This window comes from Rhodoferax sp. GW821-FHT10B06 (assembly GCF_059415605.1).
Map to the genome: position 1 here is coordinate 62,176 of NZ_JBWKNO010000017.1, position 20,059 is coordinate 82,234.

Here is a 20,059-nt window from a genome sequence, read left to right on the forward strand (position 1 = left end):
ATGGCAAAAGTTTCCATCCAAAACGTCTCCAAGTCCTTTGGCAGCACGCCCGTTTTACAAGACATCAGCCTGGACATAGAACATGGCGAGCTGGTGGTGTTGGTCGGGCCCAGCGGCTGCGGCAAGTCCACCCTGCTGCGCGTGCTGTGCGGCCTGGAAGCCATCGACAGCGGCACGCTGCGCATAGGCGACGACGACGTCACCCACCTGCCCCCGGCCGAGCGCGGCATCGCCATGGTGTTCCAAAGCTATGCGCTGTACCCGCACATGACCGTGTACCGCAATATGGCTTTCGGCCTGAAGATCCACGGCGCCGACAAGGCCGAAATTGAACGCCGGGTGGTGGAGGCCGCCAAGGTGCTGCACATAGACCACCTGCTGCAGCGCCTGCCGCGCGAACTGTCTGGCGGCCAACGCCAGCGCGTAGCGATTGGCCGTGCCATCGTGCGCGAGCCGCGGCTGTTTCTGTTCGACGAACCCCTCTCCAACCTGGACGCCGCGCTGCGTGCCAAAACCCGTATCGAGCTGGCCCGGCTGCACCGCGACCTGGCCGCCACCATGGTCTATGTAACGCACGACCAGATCGAGGCCATGACCTTGGGTGACAAAATTGTGGTGCTGCACGAAGGCCGGGTGCAGCAAGCCGGCACGCCGCTGTCGCTGTACCAGCAGCCGGCGAACCGTTTCGTCGCCACCTTCATAGGCTCACCCACCATCAACCTGCTGCCCGCGCGCGTCATCGAGCTGGCGGAGAACGGCGTGCGCGTGCAGCTGGGCAATGGCTGCAAATTCCTGGCCACGGTGGACAACACCGGGCTGCAAGTGGGCGAATCGGTAGAGATCGGCCTGCGGCCCGAGCACTGTGAAATCCTCTCCGGCGAGCGTGCGCCGGGTGTAGACGATGCCGCGCTGGACGCAGAGATCAGCCTGGTGGAACACCTGGGTGAATCCAATCTGCTGTACCTGAAGACCGACGACGGCCAGGAGCTGGTGGTGCGCGGCGACGGCAACGCCCTGGTGCGCCTGGGCGACTCGGTCATCGTGCGTGCCGCGCCCGAAGCCATGTACCTGTTCCGCGCCGATGGCAGCGCCTGCCCGCGCCTGCGCCCCGGCAATATGCGATCGGCCCACACGGTATGACGCAGCCAACCAACTTACCCGCACACATCCACTACCTGGTGGGGGTGGATGGCGGCGGCAGCAGCACCCGCGCCCGCCTGACCCTGCGCGACGGCACGCTGCTGGGCGAAGGCAAGGCCGGTGCATCCGGCCTGATGCAAGGCATTCCCCAGGCCTGGCAAAACATCTCGCTGGCCATTGAACGTGCGACGCAGACCAGCACGCTGGGCGACCAACCCGCGCCCGACCTGCACAACTGCGCGCTGGGCATAGGCATTGCAGGCTACAACCACACCGGCTGGCGCTCTGCCTTTCTGGCCGCCAACCCGGGCTACACCCATCTGACGGCGGATTCCGATGTATTTACCGCTCTGCTGGGGGCGTACCAGGGCGGGCCTGGCGCCTTGGTCATCGCGGGCACCGGCACCGTGGCCCAGGCCCAGCATGCGGACGGACGGCGCTCTGGCGCCGGTGGCTGGGGCTTCCCGTCGGGTGACGAAGGCGGCGGCGCCGTGCTAGGCCTGCGCGCGGTAAACCGGACGCAACAGGCGTTGGACGGTCGCTGCCCGCCCAGCCCGCTCACCCACGCCGTGTTGGAGGCCGCAGGTCCGTCTGCCGATGCCTTGCTGACCTGGTGCTGCGCCGCCGGCCAAGCCGAATTTGCCACGCTCGCCCCGCTGGTGTTCGACTGCGCGGCGCAAGACCCGTTCGCCGCCCAATTGCTGGACGAAGCCGTCCACACGCTGGAGCGCCTGGCGCTGTCGGTAGACCCGATGGGCCAGCTACCCCTGGCCATCTGGGGCAGCATAGGCCAGCGTTTGGCGCCGCGCCTGCCCGCCTACCTACACGCACGGCTGGTACAACCCCAGGCCGATGCATTGCAAGGCGCCCTGCAACTGCTTGTCATGCACTTTGCCTAGAGTGCCCAGCTTTGACACTCTTTTTGCAACACACCATGAAACCACGCTTACACACCACCCTGTGCATCGGCCTGCTGGCCGCTCTATGGACACCGGCCTGGGCCGAACCCGTAGACGCGCCGGCCCAGGAGCGCGCCGCCAAGATCATCCAGACCGGCATCTACTACTACTGGAATGGTGGCGACCTGAAACAGGCCGAGAAGGACTACTTCAAAGGCATCACCCTCAAAGGCAAGTACGACATCGTGGAAAACAGCTTCCGCGAGGCCGCCAAGCTGCAGCCCGAGCGGCTGGACCTGCTGTTCGGCGTGGCATCGGCCCAGGTGCTGCAAAAAAATACCGCGGGTGCACTACAAACCTGGGCCGACATCTGGGCCAAGGACAAGCAGGGCTTTGAAGCCCCCATGCTGCAAGCCGCCTACCTGCGCGCCCTGGGCCAGACCGAGGCATCCGACGCCATTCTGGCCACGCTGGCGCAAACCCAGCCGGAGCGTACCCGCGCCTACCAGGACAAATTTGCCCGCGCCACCCGCATGATGGCCCTGCCCATCCGCACCACGGCCAACCCCGGCATGCCGCAGGACAAACACGCCATCGTGGTACTGGGCTATGCGTTAGGCAAAGGCGGCGTCATGCAGCCCACCCTGCTCAAACGCCTGGACAAAGCCCTGGAGCTGGCCCTGCTGTATCCCAAGGCGCCGTTGGTGCTGTCCGGCGGTGTGCAGCAAGGCGGCATCACCGAGTCCTATGCCATGGCCGAATGGCTGGCCGCCAAGGGCATAGACCGTTCACGCCTGGTGCTGGAAGACATGGCCAAGGACACGGTGGGTAATGCCGTCAACTGCGCCGCCATCCTGAAAGACCTGGGCGTGCGCCGCGCCACCCTGGTCTCCAGCGCCAGCCATATCCGCCGCGGCCTGACCCTGCTGGACGAGGCCAGCCGCAACCAGGGCCTGGACCTGCAGTGGGACAGCCTGGTCGAGCTGGACTACCCCAGCGTGGAAGAAGCCCAGAAGGTCACTGAACAAGAGCGCGTGGTGATCTACCGCGACCTGATGCGCACCAGCGGCATCTGGGCCTTCCCCGGCATACAACAGTAAACCCAACTATGAACAGTTCCACACCTACCCATATGTACGCCGAGGCGGTCGCATCCGCCCAGCAAGTCCAGCTGCAACTGGCTGCCGACGCCGACCGATACGCAGCCCTGGGCGCCGCTCTGCGCGCCCGCCCACCGCACGGCACCGTGACCATTGCGCGCGGCAGCTCGGACCATGCAGCCGCCTACATGGCCTATCTGATCATGGCCCGCAACGGCCAGCTGGTCACATCCCTGCCCATGTCGCTGCTGACCCTGTACCAGGCACCGCTGGCCATAGAACACATGCTGGCCATTTCCATATCGCAATCTGGCCGCAGCCCGGACCTGGTGGAGCCCATGCAGCTGTTCCAACGCACGGGTGCCAGCACCGTGGCCCTGGTGAACGACGTGGCCTCGCCACTGGCCGCCGCCGTGGACTGGGCCATGCCCTTGCACGCCGGCCCGGAGCTCAGCGTAGCCGCCACCAAGAGCTTCATCTGCGCCCTGGTTGCCGGCGCCCGCCTGGCCGCCTGCTGGAGCGAACAAAACGACTTCATCGCCCAGATGGCAGGCCTGCCCGAGGCGCTGCACCAGGCCTGCCAGCAAGACTGGTCCGCCGCCATCGCCCCGCTGCTGAACGCCGAGCGGCTGATGGTCATAGGCCGCGGCCCGGGCCTGGCCATTGCCAATGAAGCCGCACTGAAGTTCAAGGAAACCTGCGGCATCCAGGCCGAAGCCTTCAGCGCCGCCGAAGTCAAACACGGCCCCATGGCCCTGGTCAGCGACGCCTACCCCATGCTGGTGTTCGCCCCGCGCGGCCCGGCCCAGGCCAGCCTGGTGGCGCTGGCCGCCGAGATGCGCGAGCGCGGCGCCCGCGTGCTGCTGGCCGCACCGGCCGACGTCACCAGCCGCGACCTGACCCTGGCCACCGCGCCGCACGAAGACCTAGACCCGATCACCGCCATCCAGAGCTTCTACCTACTGGTCGAAGCCGTGGCCCGTGCGCGTGGCCAGGATCCGGACCGGCCGAGGCATTTGTCAAAGGTGACCAGCACGCGCTGAGCTTGCGCCCGGGCTTTCTCAGAAATCAGTATCAAATTGATAGCTGCCACCGCAGAGAATACTTACGCTAGCGGCTATTTTCATTACTAAAAATTAGTCACTTCTTTGTAGTGACTCGGTTACTTGGGCTGCTGGGAGTCGTCGATCTGCGGATAGACTTTGCTGCGTTCAGCACGGTGCTGGCAGTCTCTTGCCGAGCCGCATACATCATGAAATATCTTCGCCAGCTTCTTGTTCTTTTCGCTGCTGCCGCCTGCGTCCACGTTGACGCGCAGACGACGAGCGCTTTGCCGCGCACGCTCAACGACTCCCCGATTCCCGCTGCATCGGATGGATCCATTTCCACATCCAATGCGGCTGTGTTCAAGGCTTGTGCGGTCGCTTCAACAGCCAATGGAGCATGTCCGCTTGATGCGGTCTTCGGGCTCTTCAAACTCGCCCCGAACAACGACGTGCTGGACTTCAAGGTTTCAGACACAGTCCCTCGGGTGCTCAACCAAAGCTACGGGTGGATCCTGAAACTCAACCAGATGACGGGCAAGGTCCGTGTTCTCGAGCGCATGACATTGCCCGAAACCCCGAAGACGTGGGGCGCCGGTGGCCAGCCGTACGGTACCTCAGCGGATCGCAAGACGATTTCGCTGGATGTGACCCTGACTATTTACAACGGCACCATCTCAAAGTCGTGGGACGTGGCCAATGGCGATCCTCCAGGCCACTACCTGATCAGTGCATTCATCGAAAAGTCCGCGCCGGTGCAGTTCGAGTTCGATGTCATTGATCCGCGATGACCAACCGCCCCAAACCGATATAAGTCCTCCCCGCAAATCCCCCGACTCAACAGCAAATTGCGAAAAACCGGCGCCAGCCGCGACCTGACCCTGGCCACCGCGCCGCACGAAGACCTGGACCCGATCACCGCCATCCAGAGCTTCTACCTGCTGGTCGAAGCCGTGGCCCGCGCGCGCGGCCACCGACCTATGCATTCCTTTTGACGCATGCATGTGCTCTGAGCGAAAGCTTGCTGCAGCGTCCGAGGACGCTGCAGAACGATACGGAAGAAACACTGACCGCGCTTCCCGAAAAAACAGGAAGATGGCCTTGATGTCACCAAACTGCAATTGAAGTCAGCCCAATCGGTCAGGGCTTCACGAACCGATAGACGAAGCGATCGGTCTCGCCCTTGATCGAGTGATCGAACACCTTGATCGAGTGCGGATCGTCAGATCGCTCCCGATCCGATCGAGAGCGCCGTGTTCCTACCGGTGGGGATATCGTGTTCATCCGTCGAACTTGACCAAGTCCTTAAAGATCAGTTGACCCCAGCTATTTCCGCGTGCCTGCACAAGCAGTCCACCTTCCGAAAGCCCGCCAAGTTTGATCGGCGAGAAACCGAGATTCTCCGCAAGTGCGCCAATCTCCGCTGCTGCGCCGTCATCGTCGCTCGCCAGGAATACGACTCTCCTGCCACCGTGTACGGCCGGATCTTGGTCGAGGACGGCAGCGACCAGATGATTGAAGCCCTTGACCAGTTTTGCACCAGAGAAGGCCTGCGCGACGACCTTGGAAGAAGGCTGTCCTCCCAGCTTCTCCGGGGACACGCCGTAGGCATTGGTCACGTCGATGATGGTCTTTCCCTTCCAGTTCGGCAGCACCTTCGCGACATCCGGGTGCGACTCGAAACGGACGGCCAAAAAGACGATGTCCGCCTTGACCGCTTCCGCCAGTGTTTTGGGAATGACCGTGGGTCCGATCGCGGCCGCGGCGGATGCAAAGCTTTCCGGATCGCGTGTGGTTGCAACGGATACTTCGATGCCCTTGCGGGCAAACGCCTTGGCCAGGGCTTGGCCGATATTGCCAAAGCCGATAATTGCGTAGCTCATATATTTCCTTTTGGTTTACCGCGCCCTGCGGGCTCCGAATATCGAATGGAGTGCCCGCCGGGCGTAGCGCGTTAGAGTTGCGCCAGACCGCCGTCGACGGCGACCTCGCTGGCGGTCATGAAGCTGCTGTCCGACGACGCGAGAAAGGCGGCCGCTGCTGCGATCTCCGCCGGATCGGCCATGCGCTGGAGCGGAGTCATCGCGCCGTAGGCCTTCTGGCCCTCCTCGCCCAGGGCTTCCTTCGCGAGTTCAGTCGCCGTCGCCCCGGGCGACAGCACGTTGACCCGGATGCCGGTGCCCTTCAGGTCCTCCGCCCAGGTGCGCGCGAGGTTGCGCACTGCCGCCTTGCTCGCGCTGTAGGCAGTGAATCCAGGGGCGCCCGTGGTGCCAGCGCTCGATCCGGTCAAGATGATCGAACCGCCCTGGCCCATCAGCGGCAGCGCCTTCTGGACCGTGAAGATCGTGCCCTTCACATTCGTGTCGAAGGTTTCGTCAATATGCTTGGCAGTAATCTGGCCGAGCGCAAGCGGGCTTCCCGCGCCGGCATTGGCGAAGACGATGTCGAGGGTTCCGCGCTCGGCCTTCACCGCCGCGTAGAGCCGGTCGAGGTCGGCCTCATCCGAGACCGAGCCCTTCACAGTGCGGGCATTGGCCCCAAGCTCGGCCACAGCGGCGTCGAGCGCATCCTGCCGTCGGCCGAAGATGAAGACGAAAGCGCCCTCATCGATGAAGCGCTTTGCTGTGGCGCGGCCGATACCTGTCGCGCCACCGGTGATTACGGCGGTTTTTCCGTTCAGTCTGTTCATGTCATCTGTCCTTGGTTGACGTGGTAAGGAAGCGGGGATTCGCTTGCTTGAGGACAGATGCAGTTCTGATAACCTAAGGACAAGTATGCACTTTTAGGTAAGTACCAAAAAAAAATGACAATACCCTCTCAAATCTGCGACACCGGCTGCGGACTCAACGCCACGCTCCGCATCATCTCGGGCAGGTGGAAACCGCTGGTCCTGTTTTTCTTGCGCGACGGCCCGAAGCGCTACGGCGAGCTCAAGCGTTTGGTCCAGGGCGTCAGCGACAAGGTGCTGATCCAACAATTGAAGGATCTGGAGGCCGATCGCGTACTGGCGCGGACCGACTACAAGGAGGTGCCGCCGCGCGTGGACTACGCGCTGACCCCGCTCGGTCGCAGCTTGGCTGAGGCGATCGTCCCGCTGTGCACGTGGGGAACCGAGAATGCGGTGGAAATGGCAAGCATCTTTGCCAAGCGCGACGCTTTGCCCTAGCAGGCGCGCGGCGACCGTCGCTTCTGCATCTGTCGCACACATCGTTTTGAGCATCGCAACCTCCAAGCCAAACAACTCTTGACCGGAAGATAGGGCTACCTGCCCTAGCCCGCGCACGCGGCCAGAACCCAGACCGACCACGGCATCTGTCAAGGTCACCAGCACGCGCTGAGTTCCTGCCCCATTTGGGAAAAAATCAGTATCGATTTAATAGCTGCCAGCGTAGGTAATACCTGCGCTGGCAGCTTTTTCTATGCACAGTTTTTAGTCCTATTTGCATAGCAAAACCCGGCCGCAACCCACCAGCGGCATCCAAGGGAATACCCCCTGAAGCCAAGCCCTTGGCGCTACCCATAATCCGCCTTGCGTTGTACGACAACAGATAACTAACCACCTCGGACACCATGATTTCTGTGCACGTTGCCCGCCCACCTCGGCCCTTTTGTCGGCCACCTCGTCGGCCTCTCCATACGCCCTTACCGCAACAGCCCGCGCCAAGCCACGCAACCCCGGGCACAGCCCACGGGCAGGCGCAGCAAGCATGAAGTACGCGCTCGACTTCAGCACCCTGCTTCCCTACTGGCCCGTGTTCCTGAACGGCGCCTGGCTGACGCTGAAGATGACGGCGGTGGCCGTGGTGGTCGGCGTCGCGGTCGGCACGCTGGTGGCCTTTGCCAAGCGCAGCCAGATCCAGCCGCTGTCGCGCATCTGTGCCGGCTACATCGAGGTGGTGCGCAATACGCCGTTTCTAGTGCAGATCTTTCTGCTGTACTTTGGCCTGGCCAGTGTGGGTATCCGCATGCCGACCTTTGCCGCCGCAGTACTGGCGATGATCATCAACATCGCCGCTTATGCTGCCGAGATCATCCGCGCCGGGCTGGAGTCGGTGCCCAAGGGCCAGATCGAGGCCGCCGAATGCCTGGGCCTGTCCAAGTGGCGCATAGGCTGGCATGTGATGCTGCAGCCGTCGATCGAGAAGGTCTACCCCGCGCTGACCAGCCAGTTCCTGCTGATGATGCAGGCGTCCGCCATGGCCTCGCAGATATCGGCCGAAGAGCTGACGGCGATTGCCAACACCGTGCAATCCGACACCTTCCGCTCGCTGGAAACCTATATCGTCGTCGCGGCGCTGTACCTGGCGCTGTCGCTGGTGATCAAGCTGCTGACGCATCTGCTGGGTGAAACCCTGTTCCGCCGCCGCCGCGTGATCCGCCAGGCGGCTTTGCGCAATAGCCGGCAAAAGCAGTTGGAGCCGACCGTGCAGGTCGCTCGCCACGGAGGTGCGGCATGAGCTGGGGCAGTTTCACTGGCACACACCTGCTGTACCTGTTTACCTCGATTGGTTGGACGCTGGTGCTGTCGGCAGTGGCCTTCGTGCTGGGCAGCATCGGCGGCTTTGGCGTGATGCTGGCACGCATTTCGTCGCGCCGCTGGCTGCGCTGGATGGCGCTGGCCTATATCGAGTGCATACAGGGCATTCCGCTGCTGATCTTGCTGTTCATCGTGTACTTTGGCCTGTCGGTCTACGGCTATTCGCTGCCCTCGCTGGTGGCGGCCGGCATCGCGATGATGGTGTATGTGAGCGCCTATCTGGGTGAGATCTGGCGCGGCTGCATCGACGCCATGCCCAAGCCGCAATGGGAGGCCGCCGAATGCCTGGCCTTCAGCCGCTGGCAGACGCTGCGCCTGGTGATCATTCCGCAGGCGGTGCGCCTGTCGCTGCCGCCCACGGTCGGCTTTCTGGTGCAGATCATCAAGATGACTTCGCTGGCCTCGGTAATCGGCTTTGTGGAGCTGACCCGCGCCGGCCAGATCATCAACAACAGCATCTTCCAGCCCTTCCTGATCTTCACGATCGTCGGTGCGTTTTACTTTGCCCTGTGTTATCCGCTGTCGCGCTGGAGCGAAGCGATGGAGAAAAAACTCAATGTCGCCAACCGTTAACCCCCTGCCCGGCAGCTTGTACACCGGCCTGGTCGCTACCGAAGGCGGTGGCAGTGTCAACACTACTGCCCAACCCGGCCCTATCGTCAAGCTGGACCAGGTCTACAAGAGCTTCGGCGCGAACCAGGTGCTCAAAGGCGTGTCCTTCGAAGTCGCCAAGGGCGAAATGATCGCCATCATCGGCGCCAGCGGCTCGGGCAAGAGCACGGCGCTGCGCTGCATTGACCGGCTGGAAGTCATCGACCAAGGCAGCATCGAAGTCTGTGGCATCCGCGTCGACAGCCCCACAGTGGACCTGAAGCAGCTGCGGCTGGAAGTGGGCATCGTATTCCAGAGCTACAACCTGTTTCCGCACCTGACGGTGGAAGAAAACATCTTGCTGGCGCTGCGCCATGTGAAGAAGCTGCCGCGCGCCGAAGCCCATCTGGTGGCGCTGCGCGTGCTGGAGCAGGTCGGCCTGCAAGAGAAAGCCGCAGCCTACCCCGAGCAACTCTCTGGCGGCCAGCAGCAGCGCGTGGCGATTGCCCGGTCGCTGGCCATGTCGCCCAAGGTGATGCTGTTCGACGAAGTGACTTCGGCCCTGGACCCACAGCTCACCGGCGAGGTGCTGCGCGTGATGGAGGACCTGGCCGCCGGCGGCATGACCATGCTGCTGGTGACGCACGAAATGGCCTTCGCCAAGCGCGTCGCCGACCGCATCATCTACATGCACCAGGGCAAGGTCTGGGAGGTCGGCGCCGGCGACATGCTGGACGCGCCCAAGACGCCCGAGCTCAAAGCCTTTCTCGACAACGGCCTTTGAACATTTACCCATAATCACCAGGAGACAAACATGCACACCACCCACTTCACCCGCACCGCCATCGCCACCGTGCTGCTGGCCTGCGGCAGCCACGCTGCGATAGCCGACCAGTTTGACGACATCAAGAAAGCCGGCAAGGTGCGCGTGGCCATCGCCATCGGCACGCCGCTGTTCAGCTTTGCCGATGCGAACCTGCAGCCCACCGGCTCAGACGTAGACACCGCCACCGAGCTGGCCAAAGACCTGGGCGTGAAGCTGGAGATCGTGCCCATCACCACCGCAGCGCGCATCCCCACGCTGCAAGCCCAGCGCGCGGACCTGGTGATCTCGGCCCTGTCCATCACGGAAGAGCGGGCCAAGGTGGTCGACTTCTCCATCCCGTACTCAGCCATCACCATCATCGTGTCGGCCCCCAAGGACATCAAGATCACCAGCTACGCCGACCTGGCCGGCAAGCGGGTGGGTTTGACCCGCGCCACCACCAACGACGCGCTGACCACCAAGGAAGCCAAGGGCGCGGAAATCATGCGCTATGAAGACGACGCCACGTTGATTACCTCGGTCGTCACCGGCCAGGTAGATATCTTCTCCAGCACGCCATCGAACATGGGCGAAATCAACAAGCGCGCGCCGGGCAAGAATTTTGAGGTGAAGTTCTCGCAGCTCGACTCCGGCCTGGGTATCACCATGAACAAAGGCGAGCCCAAGCTGAAGGAGTGGATCAACGCCTGGGTCACCACCAACATCAAGAGCGGCAAGCTCAACGCCATCTATAAAAAGTACCACGGTCGAGATTTGCCGACGAATGTGGTGAAGCCGGCTTGAGTTGGGTGAAGATTGCTATTTAATTGGTAGCTGGTAGCGCAGGTAATACTTGCGCTACAGCCTGATTGAGCGCCAAACAAGGTGCTCTTCTCACCGCCCGAAGCCCACAGGTCGTCCTCGATTTGGCGCAGCTGCAGCGGGGCAGCGCTGATAATCGAAGAGGTCGCTTGGCCCTTTCGCCAGTGCCCTTCTTCCATGCAATCCCCACTCGGCACCATCATCCTCTACGCGCGCGACATGCAGAAGTCAGCCGCGTTTTATGTGCAGCATTTTGGCTTCAACACGGACGGCGAAGTGCGCGAAGGCCTGATTGAACTGAAGGCTCCCCACGGCGGCGCTGCGATCCTGATCCATCAGGCCGCCAAATCCGTCAAGCTGGGGCAAGTGGGCGTGAAGCTGAGCTTTCATGTGGAGGATGTTGCGGCCTTCGTCGCTGAGGCCGCCACGCGTGGACTACAGTTTGGCGTCATTCACCAAGCGAATGGCTATGCCTTCGCCAACGCCAAAGATCCGGACGGGAATTCGGTAAGTGTTTCCAGCCGAGCGTACCGGGTTGGAGGTTAGTTGGAAAATCACACCGGATTTGCAGAAGTGACTATCAAATGCATAGCTACCAGCGCAGATACTACGAGCGCCAGCAGCCATTTTCATTTACGGCTTTCAGTCCTGTTTGCGTAGCAACCACCAGCGGATCATTTCGCCGCGTATGCGGCAGCATACGTTCCGGAGAAGCGCGAACGGCCGTACAGCATGAACACCGAAACCAGGCCACACGCCGCGGCGAAGGTCATCCAGTAGCCCGGAGCGGCCTTATCACCAGTAGCCTCAATCAGCCAAGTAGACAGCATCGGGGTGAAGCCACCAAAAATAGCCGTCGCCAGGCTATAGGCCAGAGAGAAGCCCACCGTACGCACATGGGCGGGCATGACTTCTGTGAGCGCTACTACGGCAGCGCCGTTGTAGCTGGCGTACATAAAGGACAGCCACAGTTCAGTCACCAGCAGATTCTCGAAGCTGATGTTGGCGACCAGCCAAGACATGATGGGATACGCCGTGAGGATGGGCAGCACGGTGAAGACCACCAGTATCTTCTTGCGCCCAACCTTGTCTGACAAAGCGCCCATCACCGGCAGCCAGAAGAAGTTCGACATGCCGACGCAGAAGGTCGTCAACAGGCTGTCTGCGGTACTAAGCTTCAGCACGCTTTTGCCAAAGGTGGGTGTGTAGACCGTGATCAGATAGAAAGACACGGTGGTCATCACCACCATCATCATGCCCGCAACCACCACGCGCCAGTTGGAGCCTATTGAGCGCAGGATTTCCTTGAACGTGGGGTGGTGCTTGCGAGCAAGGAACTCGTCTGTCTCCTGCAGCGAGCGTCGAATCACAAAGATTACCGGAACAATCATGCAGCCGATGAAGAACGGCACGCGCCAGCCCCAGGCGCCGATTTGCTCCGCCGACAGCCACTGGCTCAGCAGGTAGCCAATGATGGCCGACGCCATGATGGCAACCTGCTGGCTGGCGGACTGCCAACTCACGTAGAAGCCCTTGTTACCGGGGGTGGCCATCTCGGACAAATACACCGACACGCCGCCCAGCTCCACACCAGCCGAAAAGCCCTGCAGCAGGCGTCCGACCAGCACCAGAATAGGTGCGGCGATGCCTATCGTCGCGTAGCCCGGCACAAAGGCGATCAACACCGTGCCCAGCGCCATGATGCCCAGCGTGACGATGAGCCCCTTGCGTCGTCCGATCTGGTCGATGTAGCTACCCAGGATGACAGCGCCCAAAGGCCGCATCAGAAAACCAGCGCCGAACGTGGCGAAGGTCAGGATCAATGATGCGTACTCGTCGTTGCTGGGGAAAAAGGTCTTGGAAATGTACGTAGCGTAGAACCCGTACAGGAAGAAGTCGAACATTTCCAGAAAGTTGCCGCTGGTCACGCGCAACACAGTGGACAGCTTGGATTGCTCCGTTTTTTTTGTATTAGCCATGGTGGGTTCTTTCAGTGTGCGGCAGCAGGGGCCGGGGTCAGGCCCGTCTTGCGGATCAGCGGTACGGCTTCGGCCGAGCTGAGGTAATCGATCAAAGCCAGGGAGGCGCCCTGCAGCTTCGTACCCGCCACCACGCCGGCGGAAAAGGGTGTGAGTTGCTGCGCCTCATCGGGAAGCTCGCCCACAAAATCGATGCCAGCGACTGGCAGCAATTCGCTGACTTGCTGGAAGCCCAAATCCGCGTCCCCCCGTGCCACAACCTGGGCTACGGGCTCGGCGGGAATCATGCGACTCTTGCTGCGGATCTGGTCCGCAACGCCTAGGCGTGGAAACAATACCTTCGACAGGTATTCGCCACTGGCGCTATCGGAGTAGACGATAGACCGCGTGTTGAGAAGTGCCTGCTTCAAGCCATTCACCGTTGTGACATCGGGCCTGGCGGATCCCGCCTTGACGGCGACACCAATTTTTGAGTTGGCCAACAGGCGGTGGCCGGCATCTTCCACCCGCCCTTGCTGGATCAGTTTGTCCAGGGCATCACCTACCATGATCACGACGTCGATGGGCTCGCCGCGTTCCAGGCGCTTGGGGATGGCGCCCGAGGTTTCACCCATCGAAGGGCCCCACACCGCCACCAATGTGTGCCCGGTGCGGGCCTCGAAGCCGGGCGCCAAGGCGCGGTAGGCGGCAGCGAAACCACCCGAGCTTGCCACATGGATTTCGTCCGCCGTCGCAACTGCGGCCATGGCCGGCGCGATCGCCAGGATGAGGAGGCGCAAGCTGCGCCGCGTGTTGAGTCCTAATTTCACATCATCTCCTTTTGTGTTTGTAAGTGTGCGGTTGGGGGCGGATGATGCGTGCCTTCAATTAGAAACACAATTGCATTAATTTGATATATTGATAGACCATGCGCATCAATACAGACATTGGAGAAATCCAGGCGTTCATCGCCGTAGCAGAGAAATCGAGCTTCAAGGCGGCGGCAGAGAGCCTGTTCATATCGCAGCCCGCTTTAAGCCGGCGTATCGAAAAACTGGAAGGCGATTTGAAAAGTCGGCTGCTGGAAAGAACCACCCGACGGGTGTCTCTGACCGACGCGGGCCGGCAGTTTTTGAAGCACGCCCAAGCCATCATGGACGAGCTGGAATTTGCCTACCGGGGGCTTGAAGCCAGGGCCGCGGCGCGCACCGGCAAGGTCACCATTGCCTGCATTCCGTCGGTGGCCAACCATTTGCTGCCATCGGTTTTAAAAGACTTCCACAACAGCAACCCTGCGGTACGCGTCAAGGTGATTGATGAAAGTGCACAGATTGTGTTGGACAGCGTCACCGCAGGGCATGCAGACTTCGGCTTGAACTTTCTGGGCAGCCAAGAGCCCGATCTTGATTTCATGCCCATTCGCGAAGAACGCTATGTGGCCGTGGTGCCAAGCAGCCATCCATTGGCGCAGCGCAAGACCGTCGCCTGGAAATTGCTGGAGAAAGAGCCGCTGGTATCGGTATCCAGCAGCAGCGGCAATCGACTGATCATCGACAGCGCGTTTGCCAAGTCGGCGAAAAGGCCCAGTATCCAATACGAAGTCAACCATGTGACGGGTGCCATCAACCTGGTGGCGGCCGGCCTGGGTGTTGCCATCATTCCTGGCTTGGCACTGGACGCCGTGCTGCATCCAGGCCTGGTCGGCGTGCCCTTGGTAGACCCCGCCATCACGCGCACACTGGGGTTGATTGTTCGCAAGGGTGACAAGCTGCATGGTGCGGCCCAGACCTTGGCCGACATACTGATTACCGCGATTCGATCCACCTAGCCCCTCTGACGACCAGCGCGGCACAATCTCCGCATGGCCCGCTCCCCAATCCGTTCCGCTGCTCCATCGTCCGCAAGTGATGCGCGCGACCACGCAGTGGCCGCCTGGGTCGATGCACTGCGGCGCCAGGCCGACGCAAAGACGCTGAAAAGCCTGCCGACCCTAGCCGACGAGGATGCCGCGCGGGTCATGGCCTTGCTGCGGATGGACCGTCCGCCTGTAGTGGAGACACCACCGCCGCCCGCACCACCGACCGACGGCGTCACCGGCCACTTCCGCCCTCGCCTCACCCTGCAAACCCTGGGCCGCGGCGATGGCCTGCTGGGTCTGAAACCGCAGGGCAAGCTGGGGCCGCGCGGCGATAGCGTGACCTTGGCGCAGTTCGACTGGACGTACCACACCGACAGCGGCGCGCGCTGGCAAGCGCCGGCACCGACATCGATACTGAACAACCGTCCTGCCGCGCTGCAAGAGCTGTTCGACACCGGCGGCCCGGTGCTGAAGATGCGGCGCGACCTGGCGGCCGAGGCGGATGCGATGGACCGCGTGTGGGACATGGGTTTCGTGCCGCTGGACCCCAGCGCATTCCAGTGGCGCAGCCGCGACCACAGCCCGCTGCTGGGACCGGTGTGGACCTTGCCGCAGGAAGCATTCTTCGGCGACTTCTGGGCCGACCAGGTGCCGCAGCTACAGGCCCAAGGCTGGTCGGTGGTGGTGAAACCCGGCTTCGCCCATGAGAGCGTGCCGGTGCAGCGCTGGAAGCTGGTGGTCAGCCCGGACACTGGCGAAATCCTGGGCAAGGAATTGGATAGCCCACTGGTCAAGCCCGGGCGTGGCGTGGAGAAGCTGCAGCTGCCAGCGCGCGAAGGCGCCTGGCTGCTGAGCCTGGGCATCGAGATCGACGGGGAAACGCTGGACTTGGCGCCGATGCTGGCCGACCTGCTGCGCCGGGACCACCGCTGGCTGAACGCCGCGCAGATCGCCGCCATCGACGACCTGGCCATCGTCTCGCTGCGCGCACCCGGCGGCCGCCGCATCGACGCGCCGGCGGCACCGCTAAAGGCCATCATCGGCGCCATGGTCGACTTGTTGACCGACCCGCTGCGCGCGCAGAACCTGGGCCTGTTGAAGCTGGGCGCTTGGGAGGCGCGGCGCCTGGATGCGCTGCGCGCCAGTCTGCTGGACGCCCACAGAGTCGGCGCGCACAACGCCTGGCAGCTGGAGGGCGATCTGGGCCTGGCGAGTCTGGCGAAGCGCCTGAAGGCGCTGGGTGCACCGCAGCCGGTGGCCGCGCCGACGGGCCTGCAGGTGCAGCTGCGCGGCTACCAACTGGAAGGTCTGTCCTGGCTGCAGTATCTGCGCGCGCACAGCCTGGGCGGCATCCTGGCAGACGACATGGGCCTGGGCAAAACCGCGCAGGCGCTGGCCCATGTGCTGACCGAAAAAAATGCCGGCCGGCTGGATCTGCCGGCGCTGGTGGTGCTGCCGACCTCGCTGGTCTTCAACTGGCAAGTCGAGGCGCAGCGCATGGCCCCGGATCTGCGCGTGCTGACATTGCAGGGGTCGGAACGCAGCGGGCTGTTTGCGCAGATAGCAGACCACGACCTGGTGCTGACCACCTACCCGCTGCTGTGGCGCGACATGGATGCACTGGCGGCACAGCGCTTCCATCTGGTGATACTCGACGAGGCGCAGATGGTGAAGAACGCCGGCAGCCGCAGCGCCCGCGCGCTGCGCCGGCTACAGACGCGCCACAGCCTGTGCATGACTGGCACACCGATGGAGAACCACTTGGGCGAGTTGTGGGCGCAGTTCGACTGGTTGATGCCGGGCTTTCTGGGCGATGCGCGTCACTTCGCCGCGCGCTGGCGCAAGCCCATCGAAGAGAACGGTGAAACCCTGCGCGCCGCTCTGCTGGCCCAGCGCGTGCGGCCCTTCATCCTGCGCCGACGCAAGCAGGACGTGGCCAGCGAACTGCCGCCGCGCACCGAGGTGATTCAGCGGGTACAGCTACAAGGCCAGCAGCGCGAGCTGTACGAGGGCGTGCGCGCCGCCGCCGACGTACAGGTGCGCCGCGTGCTGCAACGCCAGAGCTTCAACGGCGCGCAAATCAGCATCCTGGACGCGCTGCTGAAGCTGCGCCAGGTCTGCTGCGACCCATACCTGGTCAAAGGCAGCAAACCCAATAAGACCATGGAACGCGCCAAGCTGGAACTGCTGGCCGACATGCTGCCCGAGCTGGTGGCCGAGGGCCGGCGGGTGCTGGTGTTCTCGCAGTTCACCGAGCTGCTGGAGCTGGTGGCCGAACTGCTGCATACGCTGGAACTGCCGTTCCTGAGCCTGACCGGCAAGACCCCGCCCAAAGAGCGCGGCAGTGTGGTGCAGCGCTTCCAGGCGCAGCAAGTGCCGGTGCTGCTGCTGAGCCTGAAGGCCGGTGGCGTGGGCCTGAACCTGACCGCTGCCGACACCGTGGTCCACATGGACCCGTGGTGGAACCCGGCCGTGGAAGAACAGGCGACCGCCCGCGCCCACCGCATCGGCCAGGACCAACCGGTGTTCGTCTACAAGCTGGTGGTCGAGGGCAGCATCGAGGAACGCATGCTGGAGTTGCAGGCGCGCAAACTGGCGTTGGCCGACAGCGTGCTGGGTCACGACGCGGCCGGAGCACTGAAGTTTGATGCGGCTGATCTGGATGCGCTGCTGGCGCCACTGAAAGCCTTGACGCAGAACTTAGAAATCCCGCAAAGCCCGGAAGAAGCTGCCCGCCGCTGGGGTCGAACAGGCAGTCGGCTCTAGACTCAAACTACAAAAAATATAGCAACCAACGCAGCTAATATCAGCGCTAGATGCTCATTGTGTAAGTATCTTGGTGCGCGGGCTTCCACGCCAGATTCAAAGGCATCTCTGCCGCCAGCGTGGGCCGCGCAAACAGATACCCCTGGCCGTAGTCGCAACCGGCAGCAGCCAGCAGATCGCACTGCTCTTGCGTCTCCACGCCCTCGGCCACCACTTTCAAGCCCAGGGTGTGGGCCATGACGATGATCACATTGCACAAGGCCATATCGTCCGAACCGGCAGTGAGGTTGCGCACAAAAGCCTGGTCGATCTTCAGAATATCGATGTCAAATTTCTTCAGATAAGACAGCGAGGAGTAGCCGGTGCCAAAGTCGTCCAGAGACAGGCCTATGCCAGCCTGACGGAAACCGCGCAGTTGCTCGGTGACGTTGCCGCCGGCGTCCATCAACAAGCCTTCGGTGATCTCGATCATCACCGCATCGCCCGGCATGCCAGCAGCCTGCAAATGCGCCATCCAGGTCACCTGGTCTATTCCTTCGTTGCGGAACTGCACCGGCGATACATTCACGCTGACCTGGAACTGCGGGTCGTGCGTCTTGCGCCATACCGCCGCCTGCTGGACCGCCTCGCTGAAAACCCAGTTGCCTATATCCACGATCATGCCGGTCTCTTCGGCGATAGGCACAAAATCGGCCGGGCTGACCATGCCCTCCACCGGGTGGTGCCAGCGGATCAAGGCCTCGGCCTTGTGGATATGGCCAGTCCTCAGGTCCACGATGGGTTGGTAGAAAACGCTGAACTGCTGCTCGGCTATGGCCACACGCAAGTCATTGATGAGTCGCATGCGCTTTTGCGCAGCGTCCTGCATGGACGGCGTGAACACGGTGTAACGGTTGCGCCCCTGGCTCTTGGCGGCATACATGGCCTGGTCGGCGTTCTTCAGCAGGGCCTCGACCTGGGTCGCGTCCTGCGGGTAGAAGGTCAGTCCAGCGCTGGTCGAGATATGCACCTGCTGCCCAGCCAATAAAAAGGGCTCGGCCAGACGCTGCAGCGCGCCCTGCACGATCTGGTGTACGTAGCCTATATCAGTCAGGCCACTGAGAATCAAGGTGAACTCGTCACCCCCCAGGCGGGCCACCAGGTCCGTCTGCCGCACCCCCATGCGCAGGCGCCGTGCCGCCTCCTGCAGCAGCATGTCGCCTACTTCATGCCCTAGGGTGTCGTTGACTTCCTTGAACAAGTCCAGGTCAAAAAACACCAGCGCCAGAGAGCGGCCATCACGCTGGGCAGCTGCCATATCCTGCTCCAGCCGATTTTGGAACATATGGCGGTTCGGCAAACCGGTGAGGCGGTCAAAGTTGGCCTGGTTCCAGATCATCTGGGCGGCACGCTTGCGCTCGGTCACATCTTCCAGCACCAGGACGAACAGCTGCTCACTGCCCAGGTCGATCTTGCGGCCCGAGATTTCGCACAGCATGGCGTCTTCACGCCCCTCCACCATCGTGTTCTTGACACCTGCAGCCTGGTCCTCCAGGGCGTGCGCAGGCAGCAAGTTGCCCCGGTGCAGCCAGGCCTCGTAGCCCTTGATATGGCCGACACGCTCAATCACATTGAGCACATTGCTCTGGTCTTGTGGGTTGCACCACAGCACCGCATGGCGGGCGCCGACCAGGTCGTCGCGCAGCAGGCCGAACTGGCGCAGCCCCGCGTCGTTGATGTCGACAATCAGGTAGTCTGGCTCATTGCGGCTCACCGTCATGGCCAGCGGCGAGGCATGGAAGATGGCCTTGAACTTGGCCTCGGTAAAGCGCAGCGCGTGTTCGGCCCGCAGCCGGTCATACAGTTCGTGCTGCAGATCTGCGTTCTTGGCGTCACGCTCGGCAATGGCCCGACCGAGGGATTCGCGCATCTGGTCCAGGCTGTGCGCGAGGCTGCCGATCTCGTCATGCCTGTGCCAGTCCAGCGCCTGCTCCAGCTCGCCGCGCGCCAACCTGGCGGTGGCCATTTGCAGCCGATACAGAGGGCGTACCACGCGACGTTCCACCAGCAAAAACACCAGCAGGAATGAAATGCCTACCTGGGCCAGGATAAACAGGCCCAGCTTGGTGAAGTCGGCCCACAGCTGACGCACCACGCGGTCGGTACTGAGCTCCACTGTGACCTGGCCCACACGCCGGCCATCCATCACGATATCGCTTTGCTGGCTCAGCACCGTGCCCTGGCGGCGCGCAGACAGCTCGCTGGAGACAAACACATTGCCGAACTCGTCTTTTATCGTCACGGCCACCACGTCGGCATTGCGCGTGACCGAATCGATCAACTGCTTAGCCACCGCCTTGTCCACATTCCAAATCGGCATGCCCAGGCCGCTGGACAGCAACTGCGTGTATTGCAGCATGGGCTCGCGTATGCGCAAGGTCAACTCACGCTCGTAGCGATTGTTCAGAAGCAGGCTACCCAGCACCAAGGCTGGCAACACAATGCCGAGCGCTACGCCCAGCGTCATGATTTGTCTTAGGGATAGCTTCGGCACGCGGTCC

Annotated in this window: 19 protein-coding genes; 14 read left to right on the plus strand and 5 right to left on the minus strand. The window is 62.5% G+C overall.

The window, feature by feature from the left end; genetic code table 11:
• From AC07O2_RS21350 to AC07O2_RS21375, 6 genes are all read left to right on the plus strand, one after another.
• Positions 1-1,140, plus strand: coding sequence for an ABC transporter ATP-binding protein (locus AC07O2_RS21350; RefSeq protein ID WP_495234290.1), 1,140 nt, complete (start codon positions 1-3; stop codon positions 1,138-1,140).
• Complete coding sequence (locus AC07O2_RS21355) at positions 1,137-2,039, plus strand: glucosamine kinase nucleotide-binding domain-containing protein (protein WP_495234291.1); 903 nt, start codon at positions 1,137-1,139, stop codon at positions 2,037-2,039. The genes AC07O2_RS21350 and AC07O2_RS21355 overlap by 4 nt, the downstream gene beginning before the upstream one ends.
• A 35-nt stretch (positions 2,040-2,074) precedes the next feature.
• Complete coding sequence (locus tag AC07O2_RS21360) at positions 2,075-3,139, plus strand: YdcF family protein (protein WP_495234292.1); 1,065 nt, start codon at positions 2,075-2,077, stop codon at positions 3,137-3,139.
• 8 nt (positions 3,140-3,147) lie between these two features.
• The gene (locus AC07O2_RS21365) at positions 3,148-4,182 is read left to right on the plus strand and encodes an SIS domain-containing protein (protein ID WP_495234293.1); all 1,035 of its coding nucleotides are present in this window, start codon (positions 3,148-3,150) and stop codon (positions 4,180-4,182) included.
• A 209-nt stretch (positions 4,183-4,391) separates the two neighbouring features.
• On the plus strand, positions 4,392-4,973 hold the full coding sequence (locus AC07O2_RS21370; RefSeq protein ID WP_495234294.1) for a PM0630 family protein: 582 nt from the start codon (positions 4,392-4,394) through the stop codon (positions 4,971-4,973).
• 57 nt (positions 4,974-5,030) lie between these two features.
• On the plus strand, positions 5,031-5,177 hold the full coding sequence (locus AC07O2_RS21375; protein WP_495234295.1) for a hypothetical protein: 147 nt from the start codon (positions 5,031-5,033) through the stop codon (positions 5,175-5,177).
• A gap of 285 nt (positions 5,178-5,462) precedes the next feature.
• Here AC07O2_RS21375 and AC07O2_RS21380 read toward each other — a convergent pair whose 3' ends face one another.
• Both AC07O2_RS21380 and AC07O2_RS21385 read right to left on the minus strand, forming a co-directional pair.
• Positions 5,463-6,065, minus strand: coding sequence for an NADPH-dependent F420 reductase (locus AC07O2_RS21380; RefSeq protein ID WP_495234296.1), 603 nt, complete (start codon positions 6,063-6,065; stop codon positions 5,463-5,465).
• 71 nt (positions 6,066-6,136) lie between these two features.
• Complete coding sequence (locus AC07O2_RS21385; protein WP_495234297.1) at positions 6,137-6,871, minus strand: SDR family NAD(P)-dependent oxidoreductase; 735 nt, start codon at positions 6,869-6,871, stop codon at positions 6,137-6,139.
• A 114-nt stretch (positions 6,872-6,985) separates the two neighbouring features.
• Between AC07O2_RS21385 and AC07O2_RS21390 the strand changes: the two genes are divergently transcribed.
• The 6 genes from AC07O2_RS21390 (at position 6,986) to AC07O2_RS21415 (ending at position 11,483) form a co-directional block, all read left to right on the plus strand.
• Positions 6,986-7,348 carry a winged helix-turn-helix transcriptional regulator gene (locus tag AC07O2_RS21390; RefSeq protein ID WP_495234298.1) on the plus strand — a complete coding sequence of 121 codons (363 nt, stop codon included), beginning with the start codon at positions 6,986-6,988 and terminating at the stop codon, positions 7,346-7,348.
• A gap of 541 nt (positions 7,349-7,889) precedes the next feature.
• Positions 7,890-8,639 carry an amino acid ABC transporter permease gene (locus tag AC07O2_RS21395; RefSeq protein WP_495234299.1) on the plus strand — a complete coding sequence of 250 codons (750 nt, stop codon included), beginning with the start codon at positions 7,890-7,892 and terminating at the stop codon, positions 8,637-8,639.
• On the plus strand, positions 8,636-9,292 hold the full coding sequence (locus tag AC07O2_RS21400) for an amino acid ABC transporter permease (RefSeq protein ID WP_495099200.1): 657 nt from the start codon (positions 8,636-8,638) through the stop codon (positions 9,290-9,292). The genes AC07O2_RS21395 and AC07O2_RS21400 overlap by 4 nt, the downstream gene beginning before the upstream one ends.
• The gene (locus AC07O2_RS21405) at positions 9,276-10,094 is read left to right on the plus strand and encodes an amino acid ABC transporter ATP-binding protein (protein WP_495234300.1); all 819 of its coding nucleotides are present in this window, start codon (positions 9,276-9,278) and stop codon (positions 10,092-10,094) included. The genes AC07O2_RS21400 and AC07O2_RS21405 overlap by 17 nt, the downstream gene beginning before the upstream one ends.
• Before the next feature lie 30 nt (positions 10,095-10,124).
• Positions 10,125-10,919, plus strand: coding sequence for a transporter substrate-binding domain-containing protein (locus tag AC07O2_RS21410; protein ID WP_495234301.1), 795 nt, complete (start codon positions 10,125-10,127; stop codon positions 10,917-10,919).
• 195 nt (positions 10,920-11,114) lie between these two features.
• Entirely contained in the window at positions 11,115-11,483 is a 369-nt protein-coding gene (locus AC07O2_RS21415; RefSeq protein WP_495234302.1) for a VOC family protein, read from the plus strand.
• Positions 11,484-11,611: 128 nt separating this feature from the next.
• On the opposite strand, the gene AC07O2_RS21420 is transcribed toward AC07O2_RS21415, so the two are convergent.
• A complete protein-coding gene (locus AC07O2_RS21420; protein ID WP_495234303.1) occupies positions 11,612-12,916 on the minus strand; it encodes an MFS transporter in 1,305 nt (434 codons plus the stop codon).
• 11 nt (positions 12,917-12,927) lie between these two features.
• The gene (locus tag AC07O2_RS21425) at positions 12,928-13,725 is read right to left on the minus strand and encodes a substrate-binding domain-containing protein (RefSeq protein WP_495234304.1); all 798 of its coding nucleotides are present in this window, start codon (positions 13,723-13,725) and stop codon (positions 12,928-12,930) included.
• Positions 13,726-13,823: 98 nt separating this feature from the next.
• Between AC07O2_RS21425 and AC07O2_RS21430 the strand changes: the two genes are divergently transcribed.
• Together AC07O2_RS21430 and AC07O2_RS21435 are read left to right on the plus strand one after the other, a co-directional pair.
• On the plus strand, positions 13,824-14,723 hold the full coding sequence (locus AC07O2_RS21430) for a LysR family transcriptional regulator (RefSeq protein WP_495234305.1): 900 nt from the start codon (positions 13,824-13,826) through the stop codon (positions 14,721-14,723).
• A 33-nt stretch (positions 14,724-14,756) separates the two neighbouring features.
• Positions 14,757-17,519: a DEAD/DEAH box helicase gene (locus tag AC07O2_RS21435; RefSeq protein WP_495234306.1), complete on the plus strand. Its 2,763-nt coding sequence runs from the start codon at positions 14,757-14,759 to the stop codon at positions 17,517-17,519.
• Positions 17,520-17,565: 46 nt separating this feature from the next.
• On the opposite strand, the gene AC07O2_RS21440 is transcribed toward AC07O2_RS21435, so the two are convergent.
• A complete protein-coding gene (locus AC07O2_RS21440; protein ID WP_495234307.1) occupies positions 17,566-20,025 on the minus strand; it encodes a putative bifunctional diguanylate cyclase/phosphodiesterase in 2,460 nt (819 codons plus the stop codon).
• Positions 20,026-20,059: the final 34 nt, after the last annotated feature.

Excerpts from the sequence above, each read along its gene's own strand:
- AC07O2_RS21350 (WP_495234290.1), top strand. The coding sequence starts at position 1 with ATGGCAAAAGTTTCCATCCAAAACGTCTCCAAGTCCTTTGGCAGCACG.
- AC07O2_RS21355 (WP_495234291.1), top strand. The coding sequence starts at position 1,137 with ATGACGCAGCCAACCAACTTACCCGCACACATCCACTACCTGGTGGGG.
- AC07O2_RS21360 (WP_495234292.1), top strand. The coding sequence starts at position 2,075 with ATGAAACCACGCTTACACACCACCCTGTGCATCGGCCTGCTGGCCGCT.
- AC07O2_RS21365 (WP_495234293.1), top strand. The coding sequence starts at position 3,148 with ATGAACAGTTCCACACCTACCCATATGTACGCCGAGGCGGTCGCATCC.
- AC07O2_RS21370 (WP_495234294.1), top strand. The coding sequence starts at position 4,392 with ATGAAATATCTTCGCCAGCTTCTTGTTCTTTTCGCTGCTGCCGCCTGC.
- AC07O2_RS21380 (WP_495234296.1), bottom strand. The coding sequence starts at position 6,065 with ATGAGCTACGCAATTATCGGCTTTGGCAATATCGGCCAAGCCCTGGCC.
- AC07O2_RS21385 (WP_495234297.1), bottom strand. The coding sequence starts at position 6,871 with ATGAACAGACTGAACGGAAAAACCGCCGTAATCACCGGTGGCGCGACA.
- AC07O2_RS21390 (WP_495234298.1), top strand. The coding sequence starts at position 6,986 with ATGACAATACCCTCTCAAATCTGCGACACCGGCTGCGGACTCAACGCC.
- AC07O2_RS21395 (WP_495234299.1), top strand. The coding sequence starts at position 7,890 with ATGAAGTACGCGCTCGACTTCAGCACCCTGCTTCCCTACTGGCCCGTG.
- AC07O2_RS21400 (WP_495099200.1), top strand. The coding sequence starts at position 8,636 with ATGAGCTGGGGCAGTTTCACTGGCACACACCTGCTGTACCTGTTTACC.
- AC07O2_RS21405 (WP_495234300.1), top strand. The coding sequence starts at position 9,276 with ATGTCGCCAACCGTTAACCCCCTGCCCGGCAGCTTGTACACCGGCCTG.
- AC07O2_RS21410 (WP_495234301.1), top strand. The coding sequence starts at position 10,125 with ATGCACACCACCCACTTCACCCGCACCGCCATCGCCACCGTGCTGCTG.
- AC07O2_RS21415 (WP_495234302.1), top strand. The coding sequence starts at position 11,115 with ATGCAATCCCCACTCGGCACCATCATCCTCTACGCGCGCGACATGCAG.
- AC07O2_RS21420 (WP_495234303.1), bottom strand. The coding sequence starts at position 12,916 with ATGGCTAATACAAAAAAAACGGAGCAATCCAAGCTGTCCACTGTGTTG.
- AC07O2_RS21430 (WP_495234305.1), top strand. The coding sequence starts at position 13,824 with ATGCGCATCAATACAGACATTGGAGAAATCCAGGCGTTCATCGCCGTA.
- AC07O2_RS21435 (WP_495234306.1), top strand. The coding sequence starts at position 14,757 with ATGGCCCGCTCCCCAATCCGTTCCGCTGCTCCATCGTCCGCAAGTGAT.
- AC07O2_RS21440 (WP_495234307.1), bottom strand. The coding sequence starts at position 20,025 with ATGACGCTGGGCGTAGCGCTCGGCATTGTGTTGCCAGCCTTGGTGCTG.